Raw genomic sequence first — 19,340 nt, forward strand, 5'->3', positions numbered from 1 at the left:
CTATTCTATACTTCTTTTACGAACAGGTAGCCTTTACTGCGAATAGTCTTTATACGGCGAGGATGAATTGGATCATCGCCTATTTTTGAACGTATACGAGAGATTCTAACGTCAACCGAGCGATCCTGACCATCGTATTCAATGCCACGCAATTCACCAAAAATTTCTTCTCGGCTTAAAATACGACCTGCATTACTAGACAGCAACCATAACAAATCAAACTCGGCACTCGTTAGTTCGATTTCTTCTTCAAGTAACCAAGCTTCACGGCGAGAGTTATCAATTGTTAGCGGCCCAAAAGTTAAGTTTTGCTCTTCCTTGGAAAGATCAAGCGTCAAATCTACATCCTGCGTACTGCGACGTAGCAAAGATTGAACTCGAGCCAACAACACTCTTGGCTTAGCAGGTTTAGATACATAATCATCCGCACCTATTTCTAAACCTAATATCTGATCAACATCGTCACTACGAGCAGTTAACATCAGAATAGGTCCTTTGTAGTCATTGCGTACACTTCTGCACACCGTAAAACCATCTGCGCCCGGCAACATAAGATCTAGAATAACCAAAGATGGCTGTTCCTCAACAATACGGGAAATAGCTTTGCGTCCATCAGGCTCGATCCCAACAGTAAAGCCATTTTTTTGCAAATACTCTTGAGTGAGTAACGCCAAACGCTCATCGTCTTCAACAATCAAAATGGTTCTGTTGTCATCTATGCTCATGGGCAATCCTCGTCCAGTTGTTATCATTTTTAGTTTTAGTGACTTAAAATCAATTCGTTTAAAATCAATCTACTAGAAGACTTCGAATTTGTCTAACTCTCTCGCGGTTATTACCAAAATCAGAGTAACCTACACGGGAAGCTGAACGCATATGAACAACACTATCACCCTCCGGTAGATAAAACTCAACATCGTCAATATAGCCAATCAAAGCACTTTTCACTTCAAAGTGAACATAACCTAGTGTACTACTAACTAGATGAGCATTCCCTTTGCTTAAGATGAATGACTCAATAGACAACTGAGTCTTCATACGGTTACCTGTGTAAATTATAGGTTCTGCGTAATGCTCCACATCTTCCGGAGATGCTTGAGTTGATACACAGTTCGGAGAAGAAGGACAAGACAGCAATTCGCCATCCGTTATTCCAAGTCCTTCAGGCAATTTATTACTTATATTGACGTATATAAAAAAGCCTACGAACAAGGCAACAATCAATGTAATTATCCAGCGAACCATGCTTCTACAACTCCTAGGCAATTTTCATCTTAACGAAACGATCTTTTACCTGGTTTTTTAGGTTTAAACTCAGGTTTGTCATTGCTCTGCCAATCAAAACCCTTAGGTGGTGCACGGCGAGCTCCGCCTGCAGTTGCTTTGTTTTTGTGGCGTTTTAATTCTAATTTTTCTTGCTGGGTTTTTGGTGTCAATTCCGATAATTTAAGATCAACCATGGCGCATAATGAGTTAACATCGGTTTCTTCCATTTCCACCCAACGGCCAACTTTTGCTTTCGAAGGTAAGAAGACAGGGCCAAAGCGAACTCGTTTCAAACGGTTAACTTTTACACCTTGAGATTCCCATAGGCGACGAACTTCACGATTACGACCTTCCATCAAACAAACATAGAACCAGCGGTTAATACCTTCACCACCACCATCAACGATATCTGTAAATTTGGCAATGCCATCATCTAAAATGACGCCTTTTTTCAACGCGGCTAAATTTTCATCAGTAACTTCCCCCATCACGCGGACAAGGTATTCACGATCTATCTCAGTAGATGGGTGCATCAACCGATTGGCCAATTCACCATCAGTAGTGAAAAGTAACAAACCTGACGTATTGATATCCAAACGACCAACGGCAATCCAACGCTCTCCGCGCAGTTTTGGCAGTTTATCAAACACTGTAGGTCGACCCTCAGGGTCTTTACGAGTACACACTTCGCCTTCTGGTTTGTTATAAATAATAACACGGCGGTTTTCACCGGCTTCAGTAGCAATAATAGAGTAACCGTCTATTGTAATCGTATCTTTAACGCTAACGCGGTCACCCAATGTGGCAACTTCGCCATTAACTAATACACGACCTTCACGGATACGAGTTTCCATTTCACGACGTGAACCCTGACCCGCTCTTGCTAATACTTTTTGTAACTTCTCGTCCATTACGAACCTCATATAGGGAATGCTTCTCAGCAACCCAGTTTTAGTAATATTAATTAACCATTTTTCGCATTATAAGCCACACACCGTGGGCCTTGACAGCTGAATATTAAAGATTTCACATAAAGGGCGCAGGATCACCTGCACCGACACGAACCACCTCAATACTATCTGCATCCATTTTAACTACAGTTGTCGGCTGTAACCCACAAAAGCCTCCATCAATAACTAAATCTAGCGCATGTTCTAATGTATCGCGAATATCATATGGATCTGTCATTGGGTCCGTTTCTCCAGGTAAAATAAGAGAAGAACTCATAATAGGCTCACCCAACTCTTCTAACAAAGCAGACACTATGTTGTTATTCGGAACACGAATGCCGATAGTCTTTCTCTTCGGGTGCAATAATCGTCTAGGCACTTCTGATGTAGCACTGAAAATAAAGGTGTAAGGGCCAGGCGTATTGTTTTTCAATAAACGATAAAGTCGATTATCAAATCTTGCATAAGTAGATATTTCAGACAAATCTCGACACACCAAAGTGAAGTTGTGCTTATCATCCAAACGGCGAATGGCTCGAATTCGATCAAGCGCATCTTTATCACCCAAATGACAACCAAGGGAATACCCGCAGTCGGTTGGATAAGCAATAACCCCACCATTACGAATCACTTCTGCCGCTTGCTTTACCAAACGCGCCTGAGGATTTTCTGGGTGTATCTGAAAAAATTGACTCAACCTATTCTCCACTAAAAAATATCACAATTATGATTAACGACTTATTTCAGGAAATATTAACAATAAACTCAGTTATTTCCATGTTTTCCACACTAAATCCACTTCACTTTCATGAATTTGTGTAAATTTACCAACCTGCATCCATGGACCAAACGGCCCATGATAATCACTTCCTACAGAAGCTTTTAAATCAAACTCTCTAGATAAACGCTCAAGCAAACGAACACTATCAGGGCGTTCATTACCTGAAACTACTTCTATTCCTGTCCCCCCCCATTTTTTGAAATCGCCTAATAGGCGCTTTAATTTAGTCACAGTTAAAGGGTAACGCTTAGGATGAGCTAGAATTAATTCAATATTTTGGCCAGCAAGAGCTGTTAAAACATCCTCAAGTTCTGGCCAAACATCACGTAGCTGACCTAGTTTTTTATTACCTAGATAGCGATCAAACGCCTTATTAGCATCTTTTACAAAGCCTTTCTCTACCAGTAAAGTCGCAAAATGTGGTCGACCAAGTTGACTCTCGCCAGCTAGGGCAACAGCTTCATCAAACAAGTCAGGTAAACCTTGCTTCACCAATAGATCGGCTATACGTCGCGCTCGATCCAGACGTATAGCCTGATTTTCATTCACAATAGACTGCAAAGCAGCATTATCTAATGAGAAGTTCAGCGCCACCATATGTAAAGGCACCCCTTCCCATTGCGTCGACAGTTCAACACCATGAATAAAGCTAAGTCCATGCTCTACAGCTCGCTGACTGGCTTCAACAATACCATCAAGCGTATCATGGTCAGTGAGCGCAAACAGAGAAACCCCCTGCTCTACTGCAAGATCCACAAGCTCGGTTGGCGAAAAACGACCATCCGAACGTGTAGAGTGAGTATGTAAATCGACTTTTCGATAACTTGCTGCTTCAGGCATAGATTGGCTGTTCTTTAATAGGAATGGTGGTTATCATAAGACCAGCATACATGCATTTTAGTATACATTCACTGGGTTTTTATATGAAAATACTGTTCGACTTTCTTCCTATTGTTATCTTTTTTGTCGTTTATAAAATGACAGGAAATATTATTATTGCTACCGCCACTTTGATCCCCGCGACTATTATTCAGGTCGGTTTTACTTGGTTCAAAAATAGAACCATAGAAAAAATGCACTTAGTTTCTCTAGCACTAGTTGTGTTACTAGGTGGTGCTACCGTTCTATTAGGTGACGGTGATTTTATCAAATGGAAACCAACGATCGTAAATGGTTTGTTTGCCATTGCATTTTTAGGCAGCCAATTCATCGGCGATAAAAATATCATTCAACGAATGATGGGCGATAAATTAGATCTACCGTTCAAAGTATGGCGTACGTTAAATCTTGCTTGGGTTGGTTTTTTTATTGTCTCTGGTGTCACTAATTTATACGTTGCGTTTTCGTATAGTGAAGAAATATGGGTAGATTTTAAACTGTTCGGTTTATTAGGAATGACTATTGTATTTATCATATTACAAGGCATTTACTTATCATCACACTTACAAAATAAGGAATAACAATGCTTTACTCTATTATTGGTGAAGATGTAGCAAACAGTCTGGGTGCTCGTCAGCAAGCTCGTCCTGCTCACTTGGCTCGCTTAGAAGCACTACAAAATGAGGGACGTTTAGTATTAGCAGGCCCAAACCCAGCCATTGATTCAGATAATCCAGGCGACGCGGGGTTTAGCGGCAGTGTTGTTATTGCTGAATTTGCTAGCCTTGAGGCCGCAAAAGCGTGGGCTGATGCAGATCCTTATGTGGACGCGGGCGTTTATGAAAACGTAACGGTTAAACCTTTTAAGCAAGTTTTTCCGAACGCCTAGGAGCCCCCCCTAAACATAAAAGATAAAGGGAAAGGACAAAACAGCTCTTAGCCCTCCCCCTGCTAAGGGAGAGGCTGGGAGCGGGTTATTTTTTAATATCCGAATGCCCAAGATCTCGCTCCGGATCTATCACATCTCTCATGCGCTGTTTTAGCACTTTTGCCTCAGGAAAACCGTCTTCTTTTTTCCGACACCAAATCTCCTGACCATTCACACGAACTTTAAAAATTCCGCCTTGTGTTGGTATCAAAGTAACACTTTTTATATCATCATCAAATGTCGTTAATAGCTCTTGAGACAACCAAGCCGCACGCAACATCCAACGACATAAGGTACAATATTCAATTTCTACGGCAGCAGTTCGCATTTGCTTTCTCTCCGGTAAATTAACAAGACGTCTTGGAACGCCACTACACAACTAATACTATTGTCCATACATTCAATAAGGAAGTAGCACTATGCGTAAATCTCTTATCGCCAGTTTGGCTCTGCTCGCTCTTTGTTCACAAACACATGCGACAGAAGTCGATATTTTAACCAACCAAGGTACAATCCGAGTCGATCTAAATGATGAAGCTGCACCGAAATCTGTCGCTAACTTTCTTCGTTACGCAGACGAAGGCTTCTATAATGGCACTATTTTCCACCGAGTAATACGTGGTTTCATGGTACAAGGCGGTGGTTTTACCAAAGACTTAGAGCGCAAGACAACCCATAAAGCCGTTGCCTATGAAGGGGATAATGGACTAGCTAATAACCGTGGCACTCTTGCTATGGCGCGGACTCAAGACCCAAACAGTGCTACATCACAATTCTTTATCAACCAAGTCGATAACGCCTTTTTGAATCATGGCGCTCGCGGTGCAGCAGGTTATACCGTTTTTGGTGAGGTTGTCTCTGGCATGGATATCGTAGACGCTATTTCTGCCGTACCAACGTCAACAGTTGGTCCTTACCAAAACGTTCCAACCGAACCTGTTATTATCGAGAGCATCACGCGTGTTAACTAGTTACCAATTAGAATCTCCTGCATTAAGTTGGGGTGAAGATGGCGCACCTCACTCCAACCAGTTTGACGACGTCTATTTTGACAAAGAGTCAGGGCTTGAAGAAACACGTCACGTTTTTTTAAAAAATAACCAACTAAGTGGACGTTGGGCATCACTACAAAAAAACGCCTTTGTGATTGCTGAAACTGGCTTTGGCACCGGACTCAATTTTTTATGTGCTTGGCAGGCTTTTTTAACCGAAGCCGCCAGCGATAAACAATTGCACTTCATCTCGGTCGAAAAATACCCTATGACCAAGAGCATGTTGACCGATGCCTTAAAAATGTGGCCATCTATAAGCCATTTCAGTCAGCAACTAATTGATGCTTACCCTGAAGTTTGCCACGGGTTGCACCGCATTGAGTTAGAGCAAGGTCGAATCCAATTAACACTTTGGTTTGGTGAAGCAGAAGATGGCTTCGCTGCGTTAGATGCCGACGTTGATGCTTGGTTTTTAGATGGCTTTGCTCCCAGCAAAAACCCAGAAATGTGGTCAGATAATCTGTTTAAGCATATCCACCGCCTTAGCCATCAAGGCACAACCTTCTCTACCTTCACAGCTGCTGGCATTGTGCGTAGAGGCTTAAAAAACGTTGGCTTTGATGTTCGTAAAGTAAAAGGTTTTGGTCAAAAAAGAGAAATGACGGTTGGTGAACTAAATAGTTCAACTGCACCGCTATCTGCACGAATGTCCCAAGGTCAAGCTTGGTTTAACCTTCGTCAAGATAAGACATCGGAAATTACCAAAGTATTGGTCGTCGGTGCAGGATTAGCGGGTGCCAATACAGCTTACGCCCTCGCTAAACAAGGCATAAAAGTAGAAGTATGGGAACAAGGTAATTGTATTGCTGGCGGTGCGTCAGGTAATCCGCAAGGCATGCTTTACCCTAAGCTAGCCTCTCAAGATACTCCAGTGAATCGTTTTTATTTATCTGCTTATTTACACGCAACTCGCTTATATTCCAGCTTAGATAGACACAAACAATTCTGGGATGCCTGCGGATTAATACAAATTCCGAAAAACGATAAAGAAGCCGTACGCTTTCAAAAACTACTGGATGAAAAGCTCTATCCAGAAGCTATCCTGCAAGCATCTAAAGACAGAGAAGGCTGTTTGTTCTTGCCGCTTTCTGGGTGGGTTGTATTGACACAGCTTTGCGAAACACTTTTATCTCACGAAAACATTCACGTATGTTTAAACACCAAGCTTGAAAGCCTGTCTCCTATCGAATTAGATGATAAAACCTTTGGCTGGCAAGCACGCTCCAAGTATCAGCAAGCTCCACTTAACGACCAACAAGCATGCTTTTCGCATGTTGTGTTATGCACAGCAAATGATACAAAAGCTTTAGGAGTAACACCTAAAACACCAGACTACCCGATTCGTGGACAAGTTTCGTTCATGGATATTGAAAAAGCCAAAGCCGCTTGCCAAACTATCGGTGAGTCTGCCGATAAAATAGACTTCGATAAAATTCTATGTGAGTTTGGTTATGTCTCGCCCTCCATTAATGGATTGTTGCATTTTGGCTCTACCTACGATCTAAAAGACCTAGATGATCGAGTAAGAGAAGAGGGACATAAACGTAATTTGGCCATTTTAGAAAGCCTGCTTTTATTGCCAAAAGAGACATTTAACAGTGAGGATTGCGGTGGACGGGTGTCGTTCAGATGCGCTGTGCCAGATTACACGCCAATTGTTGGACCAGTTCAATCAGAAGACGTTTATCAGCAAGCCTACTTAACTTTAACTAAGAATGCGAAGTGGCAAAGTAATGAAATTGCAGAGCCTATAAAACAGCTCTACATCAATATCGGGCACGGTTCGAGAGGGCTTATTTCTACGCCATTAAGTGGAAGTTATATTGCCAGCTTGATCACTGGCACTCCTTCTCCTTTAGAGCAACAAGTAAGCCATAAACTGCACCCAAGCCGCTTTATCATTCGCGACCTAAAACGCAGCCAAATCCTTTAAGGCATCACAAGAACTTAAAACCTTTGTTCTTTAACTCACTGCATTGAGTAAATTATGAAAAAACCCAATGCAGTGATATTCACGCCATCATACTCTTATGATTCAAACAACTCACAAGCACTTGGAATAAGATCAACAAATCGGCTAGAGGTTTGAGGACGGAATACATAATGATTAAGTTCTGGCAACAAAGCCCTTAGCTTATCGCTCAATTGCAACAAGCTTGGATTAATTGGCTCATAAGGATAAACGTGATCCTGTAGGCTCAATTTATGCAATTCATCAAGTTCATCTTGCAATATGCCTTTCATCGCAAAAAAGCGATCTTTCTGATTAATATCGTTGGTTTCCCAATAAGCATCGGAAAACGCAGAATTTAATTCATAAAAGATATGCAATGCATCAGCAACATTTTTTTTAGACATGTTATCTCCATCTTTATTGAGCAATCTTCATATTGCCACTTGTATTGTTTAACCCTAACCTTATAACCTACATTCTAAACGTGAATCGATATAGGTGAATACCCCTTGAGTACAACAATGCATCATGCCGTGACTTCTGACAATCTATGGCCATCTTTACAAGCGGAAGCAAAAAAGCTTGCACAAGATGAGCCCATTTTAGCCAGCTATTTCAATACCACTATCTTACGCCATGAATCATTGTGTTCTGCTTTAAGTTTTTTACTCGCCAGTAAGCTAGACAGCATATCAATTCCCGCTATGGTATTACGAGAAGTATTCGAAGAAGCCATGGCAGATACTCACTCTGGCATTGTCAGATGCATCGAGCAAGATATTTTAGCAATAAAAGAAAGGGATGCTGCTTGCGATACATTTACTACGCCACTGCTGTTTTTTAAAGGCTTCCATGCCTTACAAACGTATCGCGTGGCAAATTGGCTCTGGAAAAATAATCGCAAGAGCTTAGCCCTATATTTACAAGGACAAATGTCGATGGTATTTAGTGTCGACATCCATCCAGCAGCAACAATAGGCTGTGGAGTCATGCTAGACCACGCCACAGGCCTTGTGGTTGGTGAAACCTGTGTTATTGAAGACAACGTATCTATTTTGCAATCAGTCACTCTAGGCGGCACAGGTAAAGAGCACGGCGATCGTCATCCTAAAATACGTTCAGGTGTCTTGATTGGCGCCGGTGCTAAAATTCTTGGCAATATTGAAATCGGCGAGGGTGCGAAAATTGGTGCGGGTAGCGTAGTATTAGAACCCGTTGAACACCACACCACTGTCGCAGGCGTTCCTGCCAAAGTGGTAGGTCGTAATCTGGGTGAAGAGCCATCCAGAGCAATGGATCATAATATCAATCATTGTGTTCAGGATTGTGACGAGGCGTAATTAAATCAATAGTAACTACGATCTTAATAAAGATCGTAGTTACTTAAATCACTTTTCGGAATCATTTTAATGGTTTCGCTTTCTGTATCGAACAAAAGCACCGCTTCCCCACGTTGCAGCGCTCTTAATGCTTGCTCACGCTTTTGCGCTGCAGACAAATCGTAATCGCCATAATCCGTACCATCACGGGATACTATATCATCCAAAATGGTTTCTAACGTGTCTGGTGTTAATGAATCATAAGGTATTAAAGTATCCAATTAGATCGCTCCATGTTCAGTGAGCAAAGCGATCACACCCGCTTCATCAATAATAGGCACGTTTAAAGACTGTGCTTTGGTAAGCTTCGACCCTGCTTTTTCGCCGGCAACTAAACAATCTGTTTTCGCAGAGACTGAACCACTAACCTTGGCACCTAGTGCTTGTAATTTGTCTTTTACTTGATCGCGACTAAATTGGCTTAATGAACCCGTTACCACATAGGTTTTACCAGACAAGGGTAACTCATCAGCTGAAACTTGCTGCTTCTTCTCCCAAACAACCCCAGCAGCTAACAAGCCTTTAATGGTATCTCGATTTAATTCCTGATCAAAAAACAAACGCACGTGTTGAGCTACAATGGGGCCGACATCTTCAACCTCTACCAAGGTTTCTTGATCTGCCGCCATCAAGTCATCCAATTCAGTAAAGTAGCTGGTCAAAGCACGAGCCGTTGCTTCACCCACTTCACGAATACCTAAGGAATAGATAAAACGATTAAATTGAGTACTCTTTGCGATTTCAATAGAAGCAAGAAGCTTCTCAACTGACTTTTGCCCCATTCGTTCCATAGACAATAAGGTGTCTTTTTTCTCGCTCAAAGTAAAAATATCAACGGGCGTTTTAACCAACTGCTGATCCACCAGCTGCTCAATCAGCTTATCGCCAAGGCCATCAATATCCATCGCTTTACGCGAAACAAAATGCTTTAGGGATTCTTTTAACTGCGCGCCGCAAACCAAGCCACCAGTACAGCGAATAACAGCTTCACCTTCAACCTGCTCTAAATCAGAACCACAAACCGGACAAGCTTCAGGAAAGATAACCTCTGTCGCGTTTTCCGGACGCTTATCAATGACAACTTGAACCACCTTAGGAATCACGTCTCCCGCGCGGTGAACAATAACAAAATCATTCACCTTCACACCCAATCGAGCAATCTCGTCTTTGTTGTGCAAAGTAGCATTAGAAACCGTCACTCCACCAACAAACACAGGCTCCAATCGCGCTACTGGGGTAATTGCACCGGTACGACCGACCTGAAAATCCACCCCTAAAATACGAGTCATCTCTTCCTGAGCAGGAAATTTTCTAGCGATGGCCCAACGCGGAGCACGCGCAATAAAACCCAATTGGTTTTGCAGCGCAATTTGATCAACTTTATAAACAATACCATCAATGTCATAAGACAAACTGGCACGTTTTTCATTAAGCTTCTCGTAGTAATCGATACAACCTTGCGCCCCTTCCGCTGTTGTCATCAAATCATTGGTGCGAAAGCCCCACTCGCTTAACTGCAACAAACCTGCGTAATGGCTTTCTGGCTGCTCCCAACCTTCTACATAACCAATGGAGTAAGCACACATAACAAGAGGACGCTTAGCCGTTACTTTAGGATCAAGCTGACGCAAACTCCCAGCAGCCGCATTGCGAGGGTTAACAAAGGTCTTTTCACCTTGTTCAACCGCCAAGGCATTCAGTTTTTCAAAGCCTTCTTTTGGCATATAGATTTCGCCGCGAACTTCTAATACTGCTGGTGGTGTTTTAGTACGCAACTTTAAAGGGACGGAATAAATCGTTTTGATATTCGAAGTAATATCTTCACCAGACAAACCATCACCGCGCGTTACCCCTCTTACTAAGCGCCCCTCTTCATAACGCAGACTAATGGCTAAACCATCCAGTTTGGGTTCGCAACAATAGGTCACCTGCTCGGCATTAAGTAATTTACGAATTCGTTGGTCAAAATCAGCCAAAGACTCGTTATCAAAGGCATTGTCTAAAGACAACATAGGCACAGTGTGAGCAACGTTAGTAAAACCGCTGTCTGGCTTTTCACCAACTCGCTGGGTTGGAGAATCCGCTTGAATCCATTCTGGATGCTCGGCTTCTATAGATTGAAGCTGACGATAATCACGGTCGTATACTGCATCTGGAACAATTGGTTCGTCTTTTACATGATAAGCATAGCTGTAATCATTAAGTTGCTGAATCAAGTCCAGCATCTGCTGATGCGTCATGTCTGTCTCTTGGATCATATATTAATAAACTCGAAATTTTCTGCAGGCTTGTATTAAAAATAAACATCAAAACAATCAAGGCCCCTTAGGGCCTTGATATTATCACTGTTTGTTGCGCATTAATCGGCGGCGCTCAAAGTCGCGAATTCGCTGACGACAATGAGCAATCGTTTGATCGCTCATTGGAGTTCGGCGCTCATCACGCAACTCCCCACCTAAGTTACGTACTAAGGTCTGAGCTGTTTCAAGCATGAAGTCGAACGCTTTCATGCTATTTTTTGGACCTGGCAAGCCCATGAAGAAGCTAACACCTGGGCAATCACTTTCTCCCATCGTTTCTAAATCGAATGTGCCCGGCTCAATAGCATTCGCCATACTAAACTGCACTCTACCGCGATCGAAACCATCTTCATGACGATGGAAAATATCCATTTCACCGTAGCGCATACCGCAATTCAAAATAAGCTGAAGCAGCTCCATACCAGAGAAGTTTTGCTCTTCAGGGGCAAAAATATTAATCACGATGACTTCTTCTATTTCAGCGATACTGTTGTCTTCTTGATCACCTTCGTTAATATCATCAATCACACTATTCGATGTCACTTGATCGATATCAATTTCTGAATAACTGCGTTCATAGTCCTCATCAACATGACCGTCATAGCTGTTATTAGTCTCTATAGCAAAATCCAGATCAAGATCATCTTGCTCATAAAAACCATCATCAGAATAGTTTTGCTCAGATACTGCAGAATCGCCAAAATCTCGCTCAGGTACCAAAGAAGCCAACTCATCAAGGTGCATTTCTTCACCTCGATCCAGCTCTGGACCAGAGTCAACTTTATGAGGGACATCGGCTAGCGGCGATTTTGCCGTTTTCCTAGCATTCTCAAAAGCATTAACAATAGGATCTTGTGACGATTTTACTCGTTCACTTGAAGAGACTTTGCTATACCCAACGGCAGAGCTTTGACGCACTAGTGCATCATCTGATTCATCTAGATCAGAGAAGTCATTATCTGCTTGGGCATATTCCTGCCCTTTTTTATACCGACGAAATCCATCTATGAGGATAACGACAATAATGACGACCCCAATCAAGATTAGCCACTCACGCAAGCTAAATTCCATTACTCATTCCGAATTGCATCAATTAATGTTGATCGTATTATCAAACGAAGCGGCTTAGGATTCAATTACAAGGCTACGTTGATTACGAAAATCTCTTTACGATTTGTAAGTAAACCATGCTTTGTACCGATAATTCGACCTTTTGTAAGATCATTGTCATTAATATTCGCCAATTTAACCACTAAATCGACTCTATTAACTTCCGCCAAGGTTACAGTTGGCATTAAGGAGTCAAGATTTGTTAACAAAATAGGCTGCCCCAAATCCTCAGGAAATACTCTTTGTATGGCAATTGGCATTTTTTGCCCCTTAACCACAGCATAAACTAGCAAAATATCGTCCCTTTGCCATGTCAGCTTACTGGCATCCCATTCAATTTTCACCGCTAACTGATCGGTAATAATGGGCGCAACTTGCTGATAATCAATTCGGCCTAATTCTCGTGCTTTACTAATCGCCGACAATAACGCCAAGCGTTCCGTTGAATGTACGCTATAACGAATCGCCTCTTGCCAAGCTAATACGGCGCCTAAATAGTTTTGTTGTGCAAAATTAGCCACACCCTTCAAATCCAGAGCAGTGGCTTGGGTTGGTGCCACTTGTAGAATAGCATCAACAATTTTTAGCATTTTATCGGAACTTTGGCCGCCATTCGCATAAAAAATAGCTTGAGCGTATTCAACCAATAAGTTCATACGGTTTTCGGCATTGCGCGGTAGTTTTTCTAATGCTTTCTCAAAAGCGGCAACCGCTTCTTGATACTTTTCAGCACCGACATAATCTGTTGCCAAATAATACCAATCCTCAACTCTGTCATAACGCACACTGCGATATTTTAAAAAGTCGTTCACTTTCTGTGGAGTGAGTTGTTGCGTTTGCAAATCTTGTGTAAAAGCCACCTCTTTCGAATAACCAATCTGTTGATACAGACTCACACTACCCAAAACGGCAACAACGACTACACAAAGCATGACCCAACGAGCAAAGAGAATATCATTATGAAAAAAGCGTTTTTGTCGGCTATCAATAGAATTTGCTTCATAATCTACATCAATTAATAGCTGCGAAGATTCGCTAGGAGTCAGTCGACCAGCCTCCTCTTCTTCCGCGATTTCTTTTCGGCGCACTATAGAAAACGCCTGCATATTTTGATCGTCTTTATTATTCGAATACTTACCCAAGCGACGAGTAATAGAACAGAAAAGATAGACAATACTCATCACTATCATGGTGGCCATCACCAAATATGCGATCATCATAAATCTCGTCCTCGTCGTTTACGGTTCATCCTTACCACGCTAATAAAAGCCAACAAACCTATTCCAAGTAAGATAAATGGCCCGTACCAAAGTAAAAATGTTGCAGTTGAATGCTGTGGACGATACAAAACAAAAGAGCCATATCGCGCCACCATGTAATCAACAATTTCCTGATCCGTTTTACCTTGTTCTATCATCTGATGGACAAGCTCACGAAGGTCAACCGCAATGCCAGAGCCAGAGTCTGCCAAGTTTTGATTCTGACATTTTGGACAACGCAATTCTTCAACCAAACTTTGATAACGTGTTTTGTTCAATTCTGAGCTAAAGGTCATTTGCTCCTGTGCAATAACCGATAAAGAAAGAAGCATAGCAATAGATAAGAAAACATTTCTAATAAGCATCATTTCATATAGCCTTTTATTTCAGGCCAATTTTCAGCATTAATCACACCTTGATGCCGATAAACCACCACACCTGAACGATCAACAACAAAGGTTTCAGGTGCGCCTGTGACCCCCATATCCACACCAAAATTGCCGATCTCATCCATCAATATGACTTGATAAGGATTCCCCTTTTGCTCTAGCCATTGCACCGCAAGATCTTTTTGATCTTTATAATCAATACCAACAATAGGCACACCAGAATTTGCCAGTTCCATTAAAAAAGGGTGTTCAACATGACATGCAGGACACCAAGTCCCCCAAAAATTAATCAAATAAGGCGTATCTGGTAAATCTTTATGCGTATAAACCTGATCGTCTTGCAATGACACCAAGGTGAACTCAGGTACTTTTTTTCCTACTAAGGCTGAAGGCATATACTGAGCATCTTTGCCGAGCTGCAAATAAAACACTACGCCAAGTATCAAAAAAACTGCCAACGGCATGAAAAACAGCAACTTCCGCATGGTTACACTCCAGCCCGTTTTCGATAGCGTTTATCTAATGCGGCCAACAAACCACCAGCCATCATCATCAAACCACCAAGCCAGATCCAGCGCACAAAAGATTTTACATAAATTCGAACCCCCCAAGCAGAGCCCTCCAGTCTTTCCCCCAAGGAAACATACAAATCACGAGTAAAACCAGCATCTAATGCTGCCTCCGTCATGACTTGCTGACGAGTTGAAAAGAAACGCTTTTCTGGATGTAGAACAGCAACAGCTTTACCCGCTTTATAAGCCGTAAACTGCCCTTTGCTTGCTACGTAATTTGGCCCTTTCACTTGCTCCATTTGATCAAATTGAAATTCATAGCCAGCTACAGTTGCTCGATCGCCGGGGGATAATCGCAACATAGATTCATGACTATTGACGCTAACCAATACAATCCCCACCAAGGTAACGACCAGACCAAGGTGCGCCAATAACATCCCGTAGTAATTTCTTGGCAATTGTCGAGCCCGAGGAATAATGCCCTTTGTGCCAGCAGAGACTTTACCAAACCAATCTGAGAAGGATAAGAACACCACCCAAAATGCCACCGCCAAACTCAGCCAAGCGATAAAATCGAACTCATAACAATAAACAACCAAGCCCGCCGATAAGGTAGCGATAAACGCTGAAATAGAGCAAACCTTAAAAAACACTCTAAATTTCGTATGGTGCCATTTGGACAAAGGACCAACCGCCATAAACACCATCAGCAAAAGAGCGATTGGTGCGAAGACGCTATTAAAATACGGTGCGCCAACAGAGATTTTGCCCAGCCCTAACGCATCAAATATTAAAGGGTACAAGGTACCTAATAATACCGTTAACGTCAGGACCGTTAATAAGATGTTATTAAGCAGTAACCAAGCTTCTCGCCCTGTTACACCAAAAGACACGGTAGAACGCACCTCGGCCGCTCGAATGGCATACAACAGCAAACTGCCGCCAACGAGCACCAAGAGCAAAGCAAGAATAAAAATACCGCGAGTAGGGTCAGCAGCAAAAGAATGCACCGACGTTAACACACCAGAACGAACCAAAAACGCCCCAAGCAAAGAAAGACTAAAGGTAAAAATAGCCAGCAAGACAGTCCAGCTTTTAAACACACCACGCTTTTCGGTGACAGCAAGAGAATGCAACAAAGCCGTTCCCGCTAACCAAGGCATAAAAGACGCATTTTCTACTGGGTCCCAAAACCACCAGCCGCCCCAACCTAGTTCGTAATACGCCCACCAACTCCCCAGAGTGATACCTAAAGTCAAAAAGGCCCACGACACCGCTGTCCAAGGTCTTGCCCAACGCGCCCAAGAAGCATTTAAGTTACCTGTAATCAACGCAGCAACAGCGAAGGCAAACGCTACAGAGAAGCCAACATAACCCATATACAAAACGGGAGGATGAACAATCAGACCAAAATCCTGCAAGAGTGGATTCAGGTCACCGCCATCGGCAGGCACATCCGGTAATAAACGAGCAAAAGGCGAAGAGGTAAAAAGTAAGAAGGATAGAAAACCAACACAGACCACGCCTAACACAGCTAAAACAACGGGCCCGATGTCTTCCGGTAAAGTTCTTATCTTTAATGCAACGGCGGAACACCAGCCAGACAGGATCAGTACCCACAATAATAATGAGCCTTCATGCCCGCCCCATAAGGCACTAAATTTATACCAAACAGGCAACTGGCTGTTCGAGTTCTGAGCCACATACAACACAGAAAAGTCATCAGTTAGAAACGATAAGCTCAAGATGACAAAGCTTACCAATACCAAGGCCGACATAATAAAAGTCAGTGGTCGAGCAGTTTCCAACAACAACCGATTGCCTTTCCAATAACCGATCAAAGGTACCAAAGCCAGTGACAAGGCAAAAAACAACGACAATATTAGCGAGAATTGACCAATTTCAGGAAACATAAACAGCCTAAATTAATAAGTAGATTGCACGGACTCTGCGCTCTCGCCCGTCGAACGTTGGGCATTTTTCAATGCTTCCGTGATTTCTGGCGGCATGTATTTTTCATCATGTTTAGCTAAGACTTCAGTCGCTTCAAACACGCCGTCATTATTTAGCTTACCCTGAGCCACAATGCCTTGACCCTCTCTAAACAAGTCAGGCAAAATTCCGCGATATTCAATAGTGACCTTGTGCTGAAAATCAGTCACATCAAACGCAACTGCCAGGGTATCTGAATTGCGTTTAACGCTGCCTTTTACCACCATGCCACCCGCGCGAATGATCGCATTTCGTGGCGCTTCACCCATGGCTATCTGAGATGGAGAGAAAAATAAATTAATATTCTGTTGCAAGGCATACATTACCAAGCCAACCGCTGCGCTTAATATCAACACAATGGCGGTTATGACTAACAGGCGTTTTTTTCTTACTGGATGCATTAGCGGGCTTGATTCCTCAAAAAGCGTTTACGTAACGTGTCTCGTGTTTTGCGGCGTGTTGCTAGCGTATTCCAAACCAACCAAACTAAAGTCAAAGTACTAAAACCATAAGCTGACCAAACATAAACGCCGTGTGTTCCCATCATCAAAAACTCTGTCAAACTATTAAAAGCCATGTTTCGTTACCTCTTGCTTCACCCAGCTTGATCTATGTTCGCTCATTAATATCTCCGACTGCATGCGCCAAAGAACCACACCAGCCACGAAACAGTACAAACCAATCACCGCAAAGAGCAAGGGCAACCACATTTCTGCAGGCATTTCAGGCTTTTTAGTGAGCGTAAACGTCGGCCCTTGATGTAAGGTTTCCAGCAACACCACCGAATACTTAATAACGGGCAAGTTAATCAACCCCACAACACTAATCACAGCGGCAGCTTTATTTGCAAGAACCTGATCTTCTAAAGAATTTTGCAGCGCGATAATGCCCATATAGAGAAAAAATAGCACTAATACAGAAGTTAGCCTTGCGTCCCAAACCCACCAAGTCCCCCAAGTGGGTTTGCCCCAAATAGCCCCAGAAACCAAAGCGACCAATGACATAACCGCACCAATTGGTGCCATCGCCTTAATAAAAACAGGCGCCATTTTCATCTGCCAGACAAGAAACACAAAACCTGCCGCGCCCAATGCTAAGTAACAAGATTGTGCTAACATTGCCACGGGCACATGAATATAAATAATGCGAAAACTGTTACCCTGCTGGTAATCAGCAGGGGCAAATACAAGCCCCCACACTAGACCGATAAGAAGGCTCAAACAGCCGAAACAAAACAAAGGCAATGCCCAAGGTTTAGACCAAGAAAAAAACCACTTAGGTGAACCTAACTTATGAAACCATGCCCAACTCATCAGTTTACACTCGCTTTGACTACAATCGCCGTCATAAAAGGCGATATCACTAAAGATAACAAAGACATCGCCAATAACATCGCCAATAATCCAGAATAAGGCAAACCTGATTGTGTAGCTTTAACGGCTAACGTTGAAAAAATAATCACTGGCAAATAAAACGGCAATATCAGCAACATCACCAACATGGCGCCTTGTTTTATCGATACAGTTAAAGCTGCACCAATTACACCAATAAAAAACAAACTAGGTGTACCTACAATTAAGGTCATGATCAACACCCAAAAACCTGAACTTGGCAGATATAGCATCTCACTTAATAAAGGGATTATCACAAGCAAAGGTAATACAACGACCAGCCATTGCGCGGCGACTTTTAACAAAATTAATAAAGGCAGTGATAATCCACTAACAACCAGCTGCTCCAAGGATCCATCTAGATAATCTTCTTTGAATATACTTTCTACAGCCATCAAGATAGCTAATACAGCAGCACACCAGACAATACCTGCCGCCGCTGGCGCCAGAAAATCAGGTGAAGAATTAATTCCTATCGGAAATAAGGCAACCACAATAATGAAAAACAGCAATGCGTTAAAAACGTCTTGTTTACGACGCCACAACACCAAAAACTCGGACACGAAAAAAGAAGAATACGTCATGACAACAACACTACGTCATGAGGAGTAATAGACATCAAGTCTTGATGGGTAGTTAATATCACCAAGCCACCTAACAACACATGCTGTTGAATACGCTCCTCTAGCAGGGCAACTCCTCCGACATCTAAAGAAGCAAAGGGTTCATCCAACAGCCATAGTGTTTTTTTAGTTAGCCATAACCGCGCCAGAGCGACTCGTCGAGCTTGGCCTGCGGATAATTTTTTCACCAACACATCGACCAGATCTATAAGGTCTAACTGAGTTAACACTGAATACAAAATACTTATAGAAATATCAGGACAATACCAACGAAGATTTTCAGCAACAGTGAGCAGGCCTTTAACACCAACAGAATGACCAAGATAAATTGCATCTTGCTGTAAAGAAGTTCTGTCTAAGGTGACATCCTCACCCGAATACAATATTTTTCCTTCTAGAGGAGAAAGCACACCAGCGATAATTTTCAACAAAGAACTCTTACCAGCCCCATTTTCTCCAAGGATACGCACGACTTCACCGGGCTGAACACTAAAAGACAACCCTTTACATAGGTCCCTCTCTCCACGTTCAATCCAAAGGTCTGATATTGTTAAAGAAGCAGATGATTGCAAAAG

24 protein-coding genes are annotated in these 19,340 nt (G+C 42.5%); 5 read left to right on the forward strand and 19 right to left on the reverse strand.

Annotated features, from left to right (window positions below; genetic code table 11):
* Nucleotides 1–5 precede the first annotated feature (5 nt).
* The 5 genes from B6N13_RS10965 to B6N13_RS10985 all read right to left on the reverse strand — a co-directional run bounded on the left by B6N13_RS10965 (nt 6) and on the right by B6N13_RS10985 (nt 3,837).
* A complete protein-coding gene (locus B6N13_RS10965; protein WP_012071062.1) occupies nt 6–725 on the reverse strand; it encodes a response regulator in 720 nt (239 codons plus the stop codon).
* Between the two features lie 64 nt (nt 726–789).
* Nucleotides 790–1,245 carry a DUF1499 domain-containing protein gene (locus tag B6N13_RS10970; RefSeq protein ID WP_012071063.1) on the reverse strand — a complete coding sequence of 152 codons (456 nt, stop codon included), beginning with the start codon at nt 1,243–1,245 and terminating at the stop codon, nt 790–792.
* Nucleotides 1,246–1,274: 29 nt separating this feature from the next.
* Entirely contained in the window at nt 1,275–2,177 is a 903-nt protein-coding gene (rluB, locus tag B6N13_RS10975) for a 23S rRNA pseudouridine(2605) synthase RluB (RefSeq protein ID WP_012071064.1), read from the reverse strand.
* 115 nt (nt 2,178–2,292) lie between these two features.
* Nucleotides 2,293–2,913 carry an L-threonylcarbamoyladenylate synthase gene (locus B6N13_RS10980; RefSeq protein ID WP_048814100.1) on the reverse strand — a complete coding sequence of 207 codons (621 nt, stop codon included), beginning with the start codon at nt 2,911–2,913 and terminating at the stop codon, nt 2,293–2,295.
* 72 nt (nt 2,914–2,985) lie between these two features.
* The gene (locus tag B6N13_RS10985) at nt 2,986–3,837 is read right to left on the reverse strand and encodes a PHP domain-containing protein (RefSeq protein WP_169459379.1); all 852 of its coding nucleotides are present in this window, start codon (nt 3,835–3,837) and stop codon (nt 2,986–2,988) included.
* Nucleotides 3,838–3,920: 83 nt separating this feature from the next.
* Between B6N13_RS10985 and B6N13_RS10990 the strand changes: the two genes are divergently transcribed.
* A complete protein-coding gene (locus B6N13_RS10990) occupies nt 3,921–4,457 on the forward strand; it encodes a septation protein A (protein ID WP_169459380.1) in 537 nt (178 codons plus the stop codon).
* A 2-nt stretch (nt 4,458–4,459) separates the two neighbouring features.
* Nucleotides 4,460–4,765, forward strand: a complete 306-nt coding sequence (locus tag B6N13_RS10995; protein ID WP_012071068.1) for a YciI family protein — start codon at nt 4,460–4,462, stop codon at nt 4,763–4,765.
* An 85-nt stretch (nt 4,766–4,850) separates the two neighbouring features.
* On the opposite strand, the gene B6N13_RS11000 is transcribed toward B6N13_RS10995, so the two are convergent.
* Nucleotides 4,851–5,132: a SelT/SelW/SelH family protein gene (locus tag B6N13_RS11000; RefSeq protein WP_012071069.1), complete on the reverse strand. Its 282-nt coding sequence runs from the start codon at nt 5,130–5,132 to the stop codon at nt 4,851–4,853.
* A gap of 91 nt (nt 5,133–5,223) precedes the next feature.
* Between B6N13_RS11000 and B6N13_RS11005 the strand changes: the two genes are divergently transcribed.
* The gene (locus tag B6N13_RS11005) at nt 5,224–5,775 is read left to right on the forward strand and encodes a peptidylprolyl isomerase (protein ID WP_012071070.1); all 552 of its coding nucleotides are present in this window, start codon (nt 5,224–5,226) and stop codon (nt 5,773–5,775) included.
* Nucleotides 5,765–7,789, forward strand: coding sequence for a bifunctional tRNA (5-methylaminomethyl-2-thiouridine)(34)-methyltransferase MnmD/FAD-dependent 5-carboxymethylaminomethyl-2-thiouridine(34) oxidoreductase MnmC (gene mnmC / locus B6N13_RS11010; RefSeq protein WP_169459381.1), 2,025 nt, complete (start codon nt 5,765–5,767; stop codon nt 7,787–7,789). The genes B6N13_RS11005 and mnmC overlap by 11 nt, the downstream gene beginning before the upstream one ends.
* 95 nt (nt 7,790–7,884) lie before the next feature.
* Here the strand turns inward: mnmC and B6N13_RS11015 are convergent, their stop codons facing one another.
* Complete coding sequence (locus B6N13_RS11015) at nt 7,885–8,214, reverse strand: hypothetical protein (RefSeq protein WP_012071072.1); 330 nt, start codon at nt 8,212–8,214, stop codon at nt 7,885–7,887.
* A gap of 117 nt (nt 8,215–8,331) precedes the next feature.
* On the opposite strand from B6N13_RS11015, the gene cysE reads away from it, so the two are divergent.
* Nucleotides 8,332–9,150: a serine O-acetyltransferase gene (cysE, locus tag B6N13_RS11020; protein ID WP_012071073.1), complete on the forward strand. Its 819-nt coding sequence runs from the start codon at nt 8,332–8,334 to the stop codon at nt 9,148–9,150.
* Nucleotides 9,151–9,173: 23 nt separating this feature from the next.
* On the opposite strand, the gene B6N13_RS11025 is transcribed toward cysE, so the two are convergent.
* The 12 genes from B6N13_RS11025 to ccmA form a co-directional block, all read right to left on the reverse strand.
* Nucleotides 9,174–9,410, reverse strand: coding sequence for a YheU family protein (locus tag B6N13_RS11025; protein ID WP_012071074.1), 237 nt, complete (start codon nt 9,408–9,410; stop codon nt 9,174–9,176).
* On the reverse strand, nt 9,411–11,429 hold the full coding sequence (ligA, locus tag B6N13_RS11030; RefSeq protein ID WP_169459382.1) for an NAD-dependent DNA ligase LigA: 2,019 nt from the start codon (nt 11,427–11,429) through the stop codon (nt 9,411–9,413). It lies immediately after the preceding gene.
* 102 nt (nt 11,430–11,531) lie between these two features.
* The gene (zipA, locus tag B6N13_RS11035; protein WP_169459383.1) at nt 11,532–12,560 is read right to left on the reverse strand and encodes a cell division protein ZipA; all 1,029 of its coding nucleotides are present in this window, start codon (nt 12,558–12,560) and stop codon (nt 11,532–11,534) included.
* Between the two features lie 65 nt (nt 12,561–12,625).
* Nucleotides 12,626–13,819: a tetratricopeptide repeat protein gene (locus tag B6N13_RS11040; protein ID WP_248280301.1), complete on the reverse strand. Its 1,194-nt coding sequence runs from the start codon at nt 13,817–13,819 to the stop codon at nt 12,626–12,628.
* Entirely contained in the window at nt 13,816–14,226 is a 411-nt protein-coding gene (locus tag B6N13_RS11045; RefSeq protein ID WP_169459384.1) for a cytochrome c-type biogenesis protein, read from the reverse strand. Before B6N13_RS11045 ends, B6N13_RS11040 begins: the two co-directional genes overlap by 4 nt.
* A complete protein-coding gene (locus B6N13_RS11050; RefSeq protein ID WP_169459385.1) occupies nt 14,223–14,732 on the reverse strand; it encodes a DsbE family thiol:disulfide interchange protein in 510 nt (169 codons plus the stop codon). The genes B6N13_RS11045 and B6N13_RS11050 overlap by 4 nt, the downstream gene beginning before the upstream one ends.
* A gap of 2 nt (nt 14,733–14,734) precedes the next feature.
* Nucleotides 14,735–16,672 (reverse strand): heme lyase CcmF/NrfE family subunit, encoded by a 1,938-nt coding sequence (locus B6N13_RS11055; protein WP_169459386.1) that lies wholly within the window; start codon nt 16,670–16,672, stop codon nt 14,735–14,737.
* 12 nt (nt 16,673–16,684) lie between these two features.
* Nucleotides 16,685–17,152 carry a cytochrome c maturation protein CcmE gene (ccmE, locus tag B6N13_RS11060; protein WP_169459387.1) on the reverse strand — a complete coding sequence of 156 codons (468 nt, stop codon included), beginning with the start codon at nt 17,150–17,152 and terminating at the stop codon, nt 16,685–16,687.
* Nucleotides 17,152–17,328 carry a heme exporter protein CcmD gene (gene ccmD, locus B6N13_RS11065; RefSeq protein ID WP_012071082.1) on the reverse strand — a complete coding sequence of 59 codons (177 nt, stop codon included), beginning with the start codon at nt 17,326–17,328 and terminating at the stop codon, nt 17,152–17,154. Before ccmD ends, ccmE begins: the two co-directional genes overlap by 1 nt.
* The gene (locus B6N13_RS11070) at nt 17,318–18,064 is read right to left on the reverse strand and encodes a heme ABC transporter permease (protein WP_169459388.1); all 747 of its coding nucleotides are present in this window, start codon (nt 18,062–18,064) and stop codon (nt 17,318–17,320) included. The genes ccmD and B6N13_RS11070 overlap by 11 nt, the downstream gene beginning before the upstream one ends.
* Entirely contained in the window at nt 18,064–18,726 is a 663-nt protein-coding gene (gene ccmB / locus B6N13_RS11075) for a heme exporter protein CcmB (RefSeq protein ID WP_211172839.1), read from the reverse strand. The genes B6N13_RS11070 and ccmB overlap by 1 nt, the downstream gene beginning before the upstream one ends.
* Nucleotides 18,723–19,337 (reverse strand): cytochrome c biogenesis heme-transporting ATPase CcmA, encoded by a 615-nt coding sequence (gene ccmA / locus B6N13_RS11080; RefSeq protein ID WP_169459389.1) that lies wholly within the window; start codon nt 19,335–19,337, stop codon nt 18,723–18,725. Before ccmA ends, ccmB begins: the two co-directional genes overlap by 4 nt.
* Nucleotides 19,338–19,340 lie beyond the last annotated feature (3 nt).

It is taken from the genome of Marinomonas sp. UCMA 3892, from assembly GCF_012726345.1.
In the GTDB taxonomy this organism is placed as follows: domain Bacteria; phylum Pseudomonadota; class Gammaproteobacteria; order Pseudomonadales; family Marinomonadaceae; genus Marinomonas.

Excerpts from the sequence above, each read along its gene's own strand:
- B6N13_RS10990 (WP_169459380.1), top strand. The coding sequence starts at position 3,921 with ATGAAAATACTGTTCGACTTTCTTCCTATTGTTATCTTTTTTGTCGTT.
- ccmE (WP_169459387.1), bottom strand. The coding sequence starts at position 17,152 with ATGCATCCAGTAAGAAAAAAACGCCTGTTAGTCATAACCGCCATTGTG.
- B6N13_RS11070 (WP_169459388.1), bottom strand. The coding sequence starts at position 18,064 with ATGAGTTGGGCATGGTTTCATAAGTTAGGTTCACCTAAGTGGTTTTTT.
- rluB (WP_012071064.1), bottom strand. The coding sequence starts at position 2,177 with ATGGACGAGAAGTTACAAAAAGTATTAGCAAGAGCGGGTCAGGGTTCA.
- ccmB (WP_211172839.1), bottom strand. The coding sequence starts at position 18,726 with ATGACGTATTCTTCTTTTTTCGTGTCCGAGTTTTTGGTGTTGTGGCGT.
- ligA (WP_169459382.1), bottom strand. The coding sequence starts at position 11,429 with ATGACGCATCAGCAGATGCTGGACTTGATTCAGCAACTTAATGATTAC.
- zipA (WP_169459383.1), bottom strand. The coding sequence starts at position 12,560 with ATGGAATTTAGCTTGCGTGAGTGGCTAATCTTGATTGGGGTCGTCATT.
- B6N13_RS10970 (WP_012071063.1), bottom strand. The coding sequence starts at position 1,245 with ATGGTTCGCTGGATAATTACATTGATTGTTGCCTTGTTCGTAGGCTTT.
- cysE (WP_012071073.1), top strand. The coding sequence starts at position 8,332 with ATGCATCATGCCGTGACTTCTGACAATCTATGGCCATCTTTACAAGCG.
- B6N13_RS11040 (WP_248280301.1), bottom strand. The coding sequence starts at position 13,819 with ATGATGATCGCATATTTGGTGATGGCCACCATGATAGTGATGAGTATT.
- B6N13_RS11005 (WP_012071070.1), top strand. The coding sequence starts at position 5,224 with ATGCGTAAATCTCTTATCGCCAGTTTGGCTCTGCTCGCTCTTTGTTCA.
- B6N13_RS10965 (WP_012071062.1), bottom strand. The coding sequence starts at position 725 with ATGAGCATAGATGACAACAGAACCATTTTGATTGTTGAAGACGATGAG.
- B6N13_RS10995 (WP_012071068.1), top strand. The coding sequence starts at position 4,460 with ATGCTTTACTCTATTATTGGTGAAGATGTAGCAAACAGTCTGGGTGCT.
- ccmD (WP_012071082.1), bottom strand. The coding sequence starts at position 17,328 with ATGGCTTTTAATAGTTTGACAGAGTTTTTGATGATGGGAACACACGGC.
- B6N13_RS11000 (WP_012071069.1), bottom strand. The coding sequence starts at position 5,132 with ATGCGAACTGCTGCCGTAGAAATTGAATATTGTACCTTATGTCGTTGG.
- B6N13_RS11050 (WP_169459385.1), bottom strand. The coding sequence starts at position 14,732 with ATGCGGAAGTTGCTGTTTTTCATGCCGTTGGCAGTTTTTTTGATACTT.
- B6N13_RS11055 (WP_169459386.1), bottom strand. The coding sequence starts at position 16,672 with ATGTTTCCTGAAATTGGTCAATTCTCGCTAATATTGTCGTTGTTTTTT.
- B6N13_RS10985 (WP_169459379.1), bottom strand. The coding sequence starts at position 3,837 with ATGCCTGAAGCAGCAAGTTATCGAAAAGTCGATTTACATACTCACTCT.
- B6N13_RS11045 (WP_169459384.1), bottom strand. The coding sequence starts at position 14,226 with ATGATGCTTATTAGAAATGTTTTCTTATCTATTGCTATGCTTCTTTCT.
- B6N13_RS11015 (WP_012071072.1), bottom strand. The coding sequence starts at position 8,214 with ATGTCTAAAAAAAATGTTGCTGATGCATTGCATATCTTTTATGAATTA.